This window comes from Leptospira borgpetersenii serovar Javanica, from assembly GCF_003046425.1.
Lineage (GTDB): Bacteria > Spirochaetota > Leptospiria > Leptospirales > Leptospiraceae > Leptospira > Leptospira borgpetersenii.
Genome location: NZ_QAJG01000021.1, coordinates 26313 through 40030 on the forward strand (window position 1 = coordinate 26313; position 13718 = coordinate 40030).

Genomic DNA, 13718 nt, shown 5'->3' on the forward strand with positions numbered 1-13718 from the left:
TGTGAAATCCAAAATTCTAAAAATCAAAACGGAACTTTAAATCGGTCGTTTCCCATAGTTCGTCACAAAAAGAAATGATCCTATTTGGGCCCGAAGTCAGTTTCTTGAAATTGTTTTCTAGGTCAATCCGCTTTCGGTTGGGATAAGAAATGCGTTTTTATGAAACGGTACGAAAAACTTCGGATATAAAGTGAGGTTTTGAGGAATTCTTCGAAGATCCGTTTTTTCATTGATCCAATCTTAGAATCGTGCAAAACTGAAAGTTATGCAGCAGGAAACGGCCACAGGCCAAAATATACTGGGTCAATTTCTTTCACAAACACCGGTAAAATCTTTGATCGCTCGTTATCGAACCGAAAGAGGAAAGATTCGGAGTTTTATGGAAAAACTTCCTCTTTATTCGAGCGCGCTCAAAGATCACGAATTTCAGAATGCGGATTCTATGTTGAGAAAAGAGCTTGCTTCTAAGGTTTCCCTTCTTAAGGAACCGATTAGAAGATTGGAAGAAACTTTTGTAACTGCAAGAAAATTGGAGTTGATCGGGAGCGGTGAAATTGCGGTTTTATTGATCGATAAACTTACCAATACGATTCATTCTGCAGGATACGGGCTGACCGGGCTCGGAACGGGTTTTAAAGCGACTGTGGAAGAATTGGAAAAACTCGCAGAATTTGACTTTTCCTTATTTAAAGAAGTGGAAGAAATCGAATCCAAAATCCGGAATCTCAAGATAACCGCGGATTCTTCCGTGCAGGAAGTTCGAAATGTGATCGGTGACGTCCGTTCCGCTTTGGACGGATTGGAAAATGCATTTCGATCTAGAAAAGAATTGTTTTTGAAACTCTGAGATTTACGGATGGGTCGTATCTCGTTGAAAGAGTTGAGAGGATCGTGTTCTAACACACGGCATTCTTAATAACGATAAAGGAATAAATCATGGCATTGATTGATGTAATCAAATACGAAGGACAACCCGGAGAAATCGTCTGGAAATTTCCAAGAAATGATATCAGTCATTTCGGTCAACTGGTAGTAAACGAAAGTCAGGAAGCGGTTTTTTTTAAGGAAGGAAAGGCCTTGGATGTATTTGGTCCCGGGACGCATACTTTGAAAACCGGAAACATTCCGATTTTGGAAAAACTCGTAAACTTACCGTTTGGTGGACAAACTCCGTTTACGGCCGAAATCGTCTATGTAAACAAGTCCGTGATCAATATGACTTGGGGAACTCCGGCTCCGATTCAAATCGAAGATCCGAAGTATCATATCACTTTGGGACTTAGAGCATTCGGAAATTATAATATAAAAGTGATCGACTCCAAATCTTTCGTAAACACGGTAGTCGGAACCCAGCACAGATTCGATCATGACGGGGTTGATAAACTTCTCAAGCCGATGGTCGTGACAAGGCTCAGCGATTTTATATCTGAAGTCGTATTAAAAAACGGGGTTCCTATTACTCAAATTTCCCAGCATTTGGAAGAAACTTCCGCCGCAGGTAAAACCAAAACTCAACCTGATTTTCAAAAATACGGGTTAGAGGTCGTGGACTTTTTCATTCAGTCGATCAATTTCGATCAGAACGATCCTAACTTTCAAAAAATCCAAAAAGTTCTCACTGATAAGTTCGAAATCGATACGATGGGGAATATGTATCAGCAAAAAAGAATGTTGGATATCGGCGAGGCTGCAGCGAGTAATCCGGGCGGTTCTGCCGGAGAAGGGATGAGCGCGGGGATGGGGCTCGGAATGGGAATGAACATGGCGGGAATGATGGCCAATATGATGGGCCAAAATCAAGGTGGTGGTGCAAAGCCTGCGGGAGATGATGCGGCGGCAAGGATTGCGAAGTTGAAATCACTTCTCGACGGGGGACTGATCACACAAGAAGAATTTGATACCAAAAAAAAGGACATTTTGAATTCTATCTAAAATATGATCTCCACTCTTACCCGGTACAAAGCGGAATTTGAATGTATTAACGACTCTTGCAAAACTCGGTACGATCTGAACGAGATCGTCTACGAATGTAAAAAATGCGGAAGTCTTCTCCAAGTATCACATGACTTGGAGGCGTTGAGAACCGTATCGGGAAAAGAGTGGAAAGATCGATTCGATTCCAGATTTCGTTCCGTAAAGTTTCCGAATTCTTCTGGAATTTGGAATAAAAGAGAATGGGTTCTTCCTCATATCGAAGATAAGAATATCGTAACCTCCGGGGAAGGGCTCACTCATCTTTTTACTTCCGATCGATTGACTGAAAGTCTCGGGCTCGGAAATTTTTACGTAAAACAATGCGGGATTTCGCACACGGGTTCGTTCAAAGATCTCGGAATGACCGTTTTATTATCCCAAGTAAAACATATGATCACGTCCGGCGTTCCGATTCATGCTGTGGCTTGTGCAAGTTCCGGAGATACTTCCGCCGCGCTTGCGTCTTACGCGGCAAAGGCGGGAATACCAGCGATTATATTTTTGCCTGCGGGAAAGGTATCGCAAGCGCAGTTGGTCCAACCGGTATCGAACGGAGCCAAGGTAATCGTACTCGACACAGATTTTGACGGATGTATGCAAATCGTCAAAGAAGTGACGAGGGAAGCGGGAATTTATCTTGCAAACTCGATGAATTCTTTACGGATCGAAGGACAAAAAACGATTTCCGTTGAAATTGTGCAACAGTTGGAATGGAAGGTTCCGGATTGGATCGTGATTCCGGGAGGCAATCTTGGAAACGTATCCGCGCTTGGAGCTGGATTTGAGATGATGTTTTCTTTGGGGCTTGTCGATAAACTTCCTAGGATCGCTTTAGCCCAAGCGGAACATGCGAATCCGTTATATCTTTCTTACTTAAAGAATTTTGAAAGTTTCGAACCGGTTGTCGCTAAGACTACGCTTGCGTCCGCGATTCAAATCGGAAATCCGGTTTCCATCCAAAAGGCGATTAAAACTCTCAAGAAGTTCAATGGAGTCGTGGAACAGGCTAATGAGTCGGAATTGGCGAATGCGGCGGCAAAGGCGGACTTATTCGGTTTATACAATGATCCTCATACGGGAGTGGCTCTGGCGACTTTGGAAAAGCTGATCCAAAAAGGAACGATCGCTAAAGGGGAGAGTGTGGTCGTTATTTCGACCGCTCACGGATTGAAGTTCACCGAATTCAAACTTCAGTTCCACGGCGGAAAAATTCCGCAAGTAGATTCTACGGTCGTGAATTCCATTCATCGAATCGAACCGAATGCGACAAAAGTCATCGACTTAATCCGGAAATTGTTGTTCTAGGAGTAAGTTTTTGCATAAATCCGGATATTTTTTAAAACTATTTTAAAATTCTTTTTTTTGCCAAAAATAGGAAGTTTTTCGTCAAATTTTTAATTCATGGAGGATCTTGACGATGTTTCAACCGATTTTCAAATGAAAGTCGATTCTGCAATTTCAAAAGAAATCCCTATTTCCCTAATTACGCATGTTCTCACTCTAAATGGTGAGAAAAAGTTGAAATATATAATCCAGAGAATACTTGCTCGATATAATCGTCTCGATCTTACCGAACTTCTTTATACTTCTTCCAAGGAATTGATTGTCAATGCAACGAAAGCGGCAATCAAACGAATCTTATTTAAAGAATCAAAATTGGATATAGAATCTCCGGAGGATTATGCTCGAGGAATGGAGTCCTTTCATAGCAGTTTAAGCGACAAAAGATTTCCGTTTTATAGGGAAAAAATGAAGGAACAGGGTCTTAAGATTAAAGTTACCTTTCATTTCAACGAGCATAGGGTCATTTTGAAGGTTTTAAATAATTTTCGACTCACGGATCAAGAGGAGAAAAGAGTACGAGAGAAATTCCGAATTTCGAGAGACTTTGACAATCTTTTCGAGTTTTTTATGAAGTTTGGAGATTCCACGGAAGGGGCGGGGCTTGGGATCACGATGGTGGAAATTCTGGTTGCACAGAGTGGGTTTGACAGGCATTTGTTTACGATTTACAGTAAGAAAGGGGTTTCACAAACTGTTGCAAGAGTCGAAATTCCGCTCAAAGAGGATTATATTCCTGGAAGGCTGAAGTTCGCCAGAGAAAAAAATGTCACTTCCGACGCATAGAATGAGGATGAATGGAACCGAGTAATCAAGTCAATAAATTGCAGGAACAAGCGAATCTTATGAATCTCGCGCTCGAGTCTGTACTGACGGAAGAACAAGCAGTGGAATTGATTCAGGGAAAAATCAGGGACGCTTTCCTTTTGAAAATTAGGATCGATATAGAGAACAGAAGCGGTGCGGTGGTCGCGTTAGTCAGCAAATATAGGAGCGAAGTTATCGAAATTTTTTCCCTGTTTTCCAACTCTTCGTTGATCCGTAAGATCCGAAGTTTCGAAGATTCTACGGCGTTTGCGTTGGATATGGTCGAAGCCGCAAAGTCGGAACCTTTTGATCCCGGACTTTCCGACAGTATCGGAAGGATCGTATATTCCAAACTGACGAAAGCGGTATTAGAATCTTCTTATGCGAATTGGGAAAAAAACGATGCTTCCAGTTTAGTGAACATCTTAGAGAATCAGATTAAAACATCATTAAAAGTGAATATTGTTCGGATTCAGGCCGATGTGGAAGATTTGTCCAGCTTGAAATTCAGAGTAAAGAACGTATTCTCCGGAATTCTTCCTTCGGTCGGTCGCCCTGTGGAGGAACCTTCCATCGGCCAAGTCCCTGAAAGTCAGGAAAAAACTCCGGTACAAAGACAGATCGAACAGTTTCGTAAACCTTTCGGGAGAGTTATCCTTTCCAAAACGGTCCTTGCTCCGGTTGGTGGAGTGGATTTCGATGAATTAACGGAAGGAGACAAACTTTTCTTTCAATTACCGACCGGAACAATGGATGAAAAAGCCATGGCAAGAACCTTGGGTGGTATTGATGAAGATGGAAATGTAAAAAACGTAGTCGGAGAATTTATCGGGATTGCTACCGGAAAAGGAGAATATCATATTTTTGCAAAAGGACCTTCCGGTGTTCTGTTACAGGCGTTCGAAGAGCGTCCCGTTCGACTTGCAAAAGTAAAAAGCAAAACTGCAAGTTCGACTTCCTCGACTAGAGTGGAATCTTCTTCCGGAGCCGGTCCTTTGGGAATCATCATTGTCGCAGGTGTGGTGATCGCTGTCGGATTACTTGTTTTTTTAATTATGAAATAATTTTTTGAATTAATTTAGGGATGCAACTTCTCTGCGAAACCTAAATTGTCGCGTTCAGCAATTTAGATATGCGACAAAGTTGAATTGTAGGCGCACTTATTCGTTTTAGTCAATCGGAACAACGGATATTCCAGCTTTGAGGTGCGGGATTGAGTTCTTGGAAGTTCTACAAATATTATATTCTAATATTAAATAAATATTGGATACTGTTTGTTTGAAGTCTGATATTTATTTCGCTTTATATTTTTTACTATCAAAAATTACGTCGTATTGCCGATTTAGAAGTTGAGCATAATCTCCATAAAAGGTCACGGCAACGTCGTTTTCGTCAAATGGAGTTATCCCTTCCATTTTTTTAGTTACAGGAATTTTCTCAATCACTTCACCCTGCATATTCAATGTACACCATTCTCCCTTGAGCTTTGTAGTGATGACATTGTTCTCTGGCGCCAACAAAACCTGGGACTGCGGTTTGATTGTCCAATTGCCCAACATATCAATAACCCCCCATCGGCCTTTCTTTGCCGCGGCATAACCTGAGATGTCAAACTCCATTGCTTCTTCTAAAGGTTCGGGAAGTTTTGCCTGACCTGTCGTATCGATATATTGCCATGCAGAGGTTTTATAGACCGGCGCAAGACCTTTACTAAAACGCCCGACATATTCCCATTTTGGTTCTAAAACTACCGCGCCGTTTGTATCGATAAATCCCCATTTACCTTGTTTTTCGAAACCGAGAAATTTTTCCGAAAAGGAAAGACTTAGTTGATCAAAACCGTCCAATGTAAATTTAATTTTTCCAGTCTCATCCAGAAAAACGTACTGACCGGTATCTTTTTTTGCCCAAACCAAGCCGTCGGAAAACAAGCCGATTTCCTGATACGTCGGATTTTCTATCCATGCTCCGGTTTTATCGATTTTTCCCCATTTTTGCCCTTTCTTTGATTTGGCAAAGGCCCATTCATTATAAAAATTTGTGAGTTTGTCGAACTGTGGTTTGATTTTCCATTCTCCGATTTGGTTGATATAACCCCAATCTAAGTCCATAGCATGTTCGGCATTAGGCTTTGGAATTCCCGCAGGGATCAGTTCCGTTTGATCGTTTTCATAATCGATTTGTTTAAAATTTGGCGGGATTATGACTTCACCTTTGGAATTAACGGCACCTTTGTAAGGCCGACCTTCTTTAACAAAACTTAAAATGTATAATTTTTTCGAATTCATGACGTCTCTTTTTATATTGAGCTCAAAATTGGGGTCTTTGAATTTGTTGTGCCGGAACTCAGATTTTGCCCACTCTGGCGACTATATAAATCCCGTCAAGCGACCATAGGGAGCCATAACGTTACCCACAAATTAAGAAGGCTTTTGGAATCGTAAGGATCCAAAACGCACATTTTTCAAGTGTTCCGACAAGAATGAGGCTTTTTACTTGCAAGAAGTATGATTTTGTGGTAAAGAAAACCTCCCGAGTCTTCCCACCGCCTCTCCCCTCCACCCAAAACGCGGGTGGGGTGTAAGTTTTACGGTGGATTTGTCGGAATTCCGACAGATTTATCTTCAGATCCAAGTATTTGTAGGTAACGTTATGATAGGGAACGAGACGGCTTGAGTTACCAGTTTGATCTTTCTGATAAAACAGAATTAAGTTTTGGGAAGCGTTGTGAGTAAAAGCAAAACTTATTATAATAGAGTTGTTAAAAAATTAATTCCCATCCGCTTCTGTTTCATGAAAACGGTCGATTGAAGCAGTTTTGTTAATCGGAACTATGGAATTTTTCAATAACTCTAGAAGTTATCTCAAAAATATCTTAGAATGATTGGAATCAGAGTTTTAAGCAAAGATAAAGTATTTTTGAGATAGTTTCTAATGAAAATTCAGCAATCTTAACATTCATGGATTTATCGTTATTACTTTAACCGATCACTAAGTTGATTAACTTCCCCGGGACGTAGATTTCTTTCCGGATCGTTTTACCGTCTAAAATCCCTTTGATTTTATCCAGGTTTTTAGCAATGGAAATCGCATCCGCTTCGGAAACGTCTTTCGGAGCTTTGAATTCGTCTCTTAATTTGCCGTTGACTTGAACTACGATTAAAATCTCCGATTCGACGAGATATTGCGGATCGGCTTCCGGAAATTTTTCGGTCGAAAGGGATTTGTTGTTGCCGGAACGTTTCCAGAGTTCTTCCGCTATATGTGGGGCAAACGGAGCCAAAAGAAGGATGAAAGTTTTTAAAACTTCTTTCGGCCTTCTATCCGAAGGAGTGAACTCGTTCACGAAAATCATCAATTGCGAAATCGCGGTGTTGAAGGAAAAGTTCGGAATGTCTTCCCCGACTTTTTGAATCGTCTTGTGAAGAATTTTGAGTTCTTCGGTAGTCGGTTCGATTTCGTCCAAACGAAATGATTCTCCTTCTCCCGTATGAAAAAGCCTCCAAACTCTATTCAAAAAACGGAATACACCTTCCACACCTCTCGTACTCCAGGGTTTTACCATTTCGAGCGGACCCATAAACATTTCAAAAAGTCTGAGACTATCCGCTCCGTATTTTCGGATGACGTCGTCCGGGTTGATTACGTTGCCGAGAGACTTGGACATCTTGCGTTTGTCCTCTCCGAGAATCAAACCTTGGTGAATCAGTTTGGCAAACGGTTCCTGAGTCGAGACCACTCCGATATCGTATAAAAATTTATGCCAGAATCTTGAATAAAGAAGATGTAATACCGCGTGTTCGGAGCCACCTACGTAAAGATCGACGGGCATCCATTTCTTTTCCAAATCCGGATCGCAAAAAAGTTTTCCGTTTTTCGGATCGATATAACGTAGGTAATACCAACACGAACCCGCCCATTGGGGCATCGTGTTCGTTTCTCTTGTTCCGATTTCCCCCGTTTCCGGATCTTTGTACTGCAACCATTCTTTGGCTAGAGCAAGAGGGGATTCTCCCGTGCCGGAAGGTTTAAACTCTTCTAAATTAGGAAGTTCTAACGGGAGTTCCGATTCGGGAATCGGTTTTGTGATTCCGGACGGATAATGAACTAGGGGAATAGGTTCTCCCCAATATCTTTGTCTTGCAAAGAGCCAGTCTCTAAGTTTAAACTGGGTTTTTTTCTTTCCGATTCTTTTGGATTCCGCCCAAGAGATGATTTTGGATGAAGCGGAAGAGTAATCGAGTCCGTCGATGGAAACTTCGGAAGAAGACGAGTGGATACAAATCGAAGTTTTAGAATCAAAGGCTACATCTGTGATCTCACCTTCGATGACGGGAAGAATTTCTAATCCGAACGTTTTAGCGAACTCGTAATCGCGTTGATCATGCGCAGGAACTGCCATGATCGCCCCTGTTCCGTATCCGTACAATACGTAGTCGCTGATCCAAATCGGAATTTCTTTCGAAGGATTGGCGGGATTGAGAACATACGATCCCGTAAAGACCCCGGTTTTTTCCTTGGTGAGTTCCATACGATCCAGATCGCTTTTTAGGGAAGAAACCTTTTGATATTCTTCCACTTTTTGCTTTTGCTCGGGAGTTGTGATTTCGGAAACGATCGGATGTTCGGGAGCTACGACCATATAAGTCACTCCGAAGATCGTATCGGGCCTTGTGGTAAAAATTCGGATTCCATCTGAACCGCTTTTCAGCGGTTTTTTAAATGGAAATGTGATTTCAAGGCCTTCACTTTTGCCGATCCAGTTCTTCTGCATCTCTAAAGTGGAAGAAGGCCATTGAACGAGTTCGAGGTCTTCCAAAAGCCGATCCGCGTAGGCGGTGATCCTCATCATATACTGACGCATCGGTTTACGGACGACTTCGTAACCCTTGTCGATCCATTCTTCCACTTCTTCGTTTGCGAGAACGGTTCCCAAAGCCTCGCACCAATTTACGGGAATTTCGGCTTGATACACCAATCTGAAATCGGAAAGGATTTTCTCTTTTTCAACAAGGGAGAATTGTTTCCATTCTTGTGCACTAAACGGTTTGTAATCTAATTCTGCAGAACCCTTATTTGAAAATCTTTGAATGAGAGTCTCGATGGATTCCGCTTTTTTAAGTTCGGGATTGAACCAGGATTGGTAGAGTTGGATAAAAATCCACTGAGTGAATTTATAATAATCCGGATCCGTCGTGGATAATTCCCGGGACCAGTCGTAAGAAAGACCGATCATCTGTATCTGACGACGAAAATTATCGATATTGTTTTTTGTGGTAATTGCCGGATGGATCCCAGTTTGCATTGCATAACGTTCTGCAGGAAGTCCGAAAGCATCCCAACCCATAGGATGTAGAACTTCGAAACCTTTCATTCTTTTGAATCGGGAAAGAATGTCGGTTGCCGTGTAGCCTTCCGGATGACCCACATGAAGTCCTGCTCCGGAAGGGTAAGGAAACATGTCCAGGCAGTAGAATTTGGGTTTAGAAGACCGAATGTTTGTTTGAAAGCTTTTATTTTCTTCCCAGAATTTTTGCCAAAAAGATTCTACTTCTTGAAACGGATATTGCATTTCGGTTTTTACTTTCTTACTGAGTCGATTACCTTGATCAATCTTTGAAAAGTTTTGCTCAAACAGGATTTACAAAGATCATATTGGTAGAGTTGCGTGACTTTTGATCTGCATCCTGCGCAAGTCAAGGTTTGATCCCCTTTCAGTTGTGTTTGTTTTTCTTCGAGTAAATACATTTTGCTCCCAGATATGTCCATACTGATCTATTTTATTTACAGAGTGCCAATAAATCCGTAAAGAAACGCGACCCAACAACATTCCTTCCGGTGGATTGGAGATTACGTTATAAAAACTAGGTAGTTTAGAGTCAAAAAAAATTAGCCGACGTCGATCGGAAATAGATGGAATTTTTTTTAAAAAAATTTGGATCTTTTGTTTTACATGGAATACTTTTTTAAAAGTAGAGTTCCAATCTATGATAGTAAATTGGTTGGAAATTTATTTCTTTTTTTCAATCCGATTTAAAGGGGATTCGTTTGTTACAGGTAAAAAATGTCAATAAGTCTTATTTGATTTCCGGAAAAAAACTCGAAGTATTAAAAGATGTCTCCTTTTGTATCGAAGAGGGGGAATTCATCGCGATTATCGGACCTTCCGGTTCCGGAAAATCCACGTTGCTTGCAATTTCGGCCGGTTTGGATCGTCCTGACGATGGAGAGATCATTTTGGACGGTGTGCCTCTCCTCAAAAAAGATGAAGACGAGCTTGCAAAGTTAAGAGGAGAAAAAATAGGATTCATCTTTCAAAATTTTCAGTTGATAAAATCTCTCAATGCGTTGGAAAACGTATCATTACCTCTCGTGTTAAATTCAAAATTGAGTTCAATTCAAATCAAAGACCGGGCTTTGGCTTGGCTGGAAAAAGTTTCTATGAGAGAAAGAGCTTTCAATTTTCCAGGACAACTTTCCGGAGGAGAAGAACAAAGGATCGCGATTGCAAGATCTTTTATACATAATCCCAAGCTTTTATTTGCGGACGAGCCGACCGCGAATCTGGATAAAAAAAACGGCGAAAAAGTGATGAATCTTCTTGTGGAGCTGAATCAGAAGACGTCTTCCACGTTAATCGTCGTTACCCACGATCGTTCCGTTGCAGAACTCGCGGATCGTATATTAGAAATGAGTGATGGTCGAATCGTCAAAGAAATTTTTGGAAAGAAAGCCCATTCCTTAAGGGGTTCGAAAATTTCCTCTGCGGAGAAAAAAATCGCATCAAAATCCTCCTCTACAAAAAGAAAAATTTCCCGGAAAAAACGATGAAATTCAAATTATTGATCCAATCCGTATTGCGAGACTTTCAATCCAGAAAAAGTTCCGCGTTGCAGATCGTATTTGCGATTGCGATCGGAACAGGCTCCGTTACCGCAATACACGCTTATCGGGAAGAGTTAAGTCGCTCCATTTTAAAGGAAGCGCGTAATTTGATGGGCTCCGATTTACTTGTTCAATCTTCTTCCCCTTTGACTCGGGAGCAAAAAGAATTTATGTCTCTTACTTTGCCAAAAGGCTCCGAAACAGCGGAACTTGTGCAGTTTGCTTCTATGCTTCGGAATCAGGAAAATGACGAAACTTCTTTGTCTTTGATTAAAACAAAGTCGGGAGGTTTCCCTTATTACGGTGAGATCGTCACGGAGCCCACGGATGCATATCACAAACTTAAAGAAGGAGAAATTCTCCTAGAAGAAAGTTTAATTCGGAATTTAAAGCTGAAAACGGGATCCCACGTTTTACTTGGAGAAAGGGAATTTATTTTAAAAGGAAAAATCCTCAAGGAACCGGGACTCGCAGGAAATTTTCTTTCCATGGCTCCCACTTCGATCATATCCGGGGCTTCGCTTGCATCGACCGGATTGGAACAAAGAGGTTCGAGAATCAGTTATTTGATTCCGATTAAACTCCGGGATCCTTTGATCGCTGGAAAATATAAGGAAACGAATTTTAAGAAGTATATTCAAAAAGACTTAACTCTTTACGATTCAACGGAAACGAATTCGGGTTCCAGGAAATTTTTGGCGAATACGTTGGATTTCTTCAGTCTTCTCGGTTTATCCGCGTTCTTTCTGGGAGGGATCTCTATTTTACTCGTTAGTCGCGCGGGAATTCGGGAAAAGTCGGGAGCGCTTGCGGTCTTAAAATGTTTGGGAGCGAGTCCGGGAACCGTAAGTTGGATCGTCTTAGGGGAATTATTCTTCTTTTCGTTGATCGGTTCTGTTTTGGGAATCCTGTTTGGAAACGTATTGTTGGAATGGATTCCCGATCTTGCGGGAGAGGATATGTTGAGTTTTCATCCGACTATAGGATTTTCCTCCTTACTGTGGGGGCTTTTTATCGGAATCTTAATCCCGTTTTTCTCTTCCATTGAATCGTTAGTCGAAATTCGAACCCTAAAACCGATTCTCGCTATCAAGCAGGAATTCCAGGAAGAAACAAATCGAATCCCTCGGTTTAGAGTCACTCGGATCGCAGGTTATCTGATTTTGTTTTTTTCGTTTTTTGTATTGGCATGGTGGGAAACCGAAAGCCCCTTAAAAGGTTTGATTCTCTGTTCCGTCTTATTCGCCTTGCCGTTAATCGTATTTTTAGTATATTCCATAATTATAATATTTATTTCGAGATTTAGGAACCGAGGGAGTTTTTCTCCGTTCGTGGTGTTTGTTGTCGGAAGGTTCGACAGGCCGGGCACCTCTCTTTCGCTTTCTGTCATCGGTTTGACGAGTTCTCTTTTTATTCTTATTTTGTCTTTGATCATAAGTGAAAGCCTTTTGGAATACAGCGGAGCCAAAGACAAGGAAAGAAGACCGAATCTTTTTGTGTTGGATATTCGGGCAGAACAAAAGGAACATTTTGAAGAAGTCGTAAAAGAATTCGATGCTGAAAAAGTAATCGTGGCGCCCGTGATCGGGGCGAGGTTGTCCAAGATCAACGGGGAAGTCATTAAAAAAGACGAAACCGAAATATCCGCTTTTAAGAGGGATTGGAGATCCACCGCAAGGACCAGGGAATATTTTCTCTCCTATCGAAACGATCCGTATCCCACGGAAAAAATTATAGACGGAGATTTTTGGAGAAAAGGAGAAGAGGATCAAATTTCGATCGAAAAGGAATTCTCCGAACATCTGAGAGTAAACTTGGGAGACAGTTTGACCTTTCTAATCGGTGGAGTTGAAGTTACGGGTGTGATCCGGAATTTCAGAACTGTGAATTGGGCGGATATGCGGCCGAATTTTGTGGTGTTGTTCTCGAAAGGAATTTTGGAAAAAGCCCCGAGTTACTATTTGAGTTCTTTGAGAATCGAATCCGAGGAAAAAAGATATAACCTTCAAAAGAGCCTGATTTCGAAATATCCGAATTTAACGATCATTGATACGGATAAAGCGATACGAGCTTTTTTAGGAATTCTGGAAAAAATATCTTTTACGATTCGATTGATGACCTGGTTGATTTTAGGCGCCTCTTTGTTGCTTGTTTTAACCGCTCTGAATTCAAGCCGTAAAGAGAGAATTGAAGAGACGACTTTGTTACGGATCATCGGCGGGACTTCCGGTTTTTTGAAAAAGGTTTTTTTGTGGGAAGGGCTTCTCCTGGGAACGTTTTCATTTTTATTGGCCTTGCTGTTGGCTTGGATTGCAAATACATTGATCAGTCGACAGATTTTAGAGATACAACCTTCATATCCTTTTTTTGAATACGTAATTGCCTATATGTTTACAATTTTCGCAACTACTTCGGTTTATTATATAAATCTAAGAGGGGAATGGAAAAAACCCCCCATTACTTTTATGAAGACGGTTTGAAATTCAACCTATAACTAACGTGAATTCGATATAAGATTCTGTCCCAAAACTGGGACAGAATCTTACAACTTGATCTTTCTGACAAAGTAAACTGGGGTTTTGGGACGCGCTGTAAGAAAGTTTGGGCGAATCGCTCGCAAATTTTATAGTTGAAACGCTTTCGTAAAAAACGTTTCAACTGAATTTTTCGAACTAAAGCGCTGCTTTCTAAGAATCGCAGCGTAATAATCG

At 41.2% G+C, this 13718-nt stretch carries 9 protein-coding genes; 7 read left to right on the top strand and 2 right to left on the bottom strand.

Going from position 1 to position 13718, the window contains the following annotated elements:
- Positions 1-265 precede the first annotated feature (265 nt).
- From CLV95_RS14610 to CLV95_RS14630, 5 genes are all read left to right on the top strand, one after another.
- Positions 266-847, top strand: coding sequence for an LIMLP_15305 family protein (locus CLV95_RS14610; protein WP_002722359.1), 582 nt, complete (start codon positions 266-268; stop codon positions 845-847).
- A gap of 89 nt (positions 848-936) precedes the next feature.
- A complete protein-coding gene (locus CLV95_RS14615; RefSeq protein ID WP_002734290.1) occupies positions 937-1932 on the top strand; it encodes an SPFH domain-containing protein in 996 nt (331 codons plus the stop codon).
- Positions 1933-1935: 3 nt separating this feature from the next.
- Entirely contained in the window at positions 1936-3279 is a 1344-nt protein-coding gene (gene thrC / locus CLV95_RS14620; RefSeq protein ID WP_002733957.1) for a threonine synthase, read from the top strand.
- Positions 3280-3375: 96 nt separating this feature from the next.
- Entirely contained in the window at positions 3376-4101 is a 726-nt protein-coding gene (locus tag CLV95_RS14625) for a hypothetical protein (RefSeq protein WP_002722361.1), read from the top strand.
- Positions 4102-4112: 11 nt separating this feature from the next.
- A complete protein-coding gene (locus CLV95_RS14630) occupies positions 4113-5186 on the top strand; it encodes an LIC10486 family protein (protein WP_002737233.1) in 1074 nt (357 codons plus the stop codon).
- A gap of 228 nt (positions 5187-5414) precedes the next feature.
- Here CLV95_RS14630 and CLV95_RS14635 read toward each other — a convergent pair whose 3' ends face one another.
- Together CLV95_RS14635 and leuS are read right to left on the bottom strand one after the other, a co-directional pair.
- A complete protein-coding gene (locus tag CLV95_RS14635; RefSeq protein ID WP_002722370.1) occupies positions 5415-6410 on the bottom strand; it encodes a WG repeat-containing protein in 996 nt (331 codons plus the stop codon).
- Positions 6411-7102: 692 nt separating this feature from the next.
- Positions 7103-9694, bottom strand: coding sequence for a leucine--tRNA ligase (gene leuS / locus CLV95_RS14640; protein ID WP_002722366.1), 2592 nt, complete (start codon positions 9692-9694; stop codon positions 7103-7105).
- Between the two features lie 476 nt (positions 9695-10170).
- Between leuS and CLV95_RS14645 the strand changes: the two genes are divergently transcribed.
- Both CLV95_RS14645 and CLV95_RS14650 read left to right on the top strand, forming a co-directional pair.
- Positions 10171-10953 (top strand): ABC transporter ATP-binding protein, encoded by a 783-nt coding sequence (locus CLV95_RS14645; protein ID WP_002734207.1) that lies wholly within the window; start codon positions 10171-10173, stop codon positions 10951-10953.
- Positions 10950-13487 (top strand): ABC transporter permease, encoded by a 2538-nt coding sequence (locus CLV95_RS14650; protein ID WP_002737037.1) that lies wholly within the window; start codon positions 10950-10952, stop codon positions 13485-13487. The genes CLV95_RS14645 and CLV95_RS14650 overlap by 4 nt, the downstream gene beginning before the upstream one ends.
- The last annotated feature ends 231 nt before the right edge of the window (positions 13488-13718 follow it).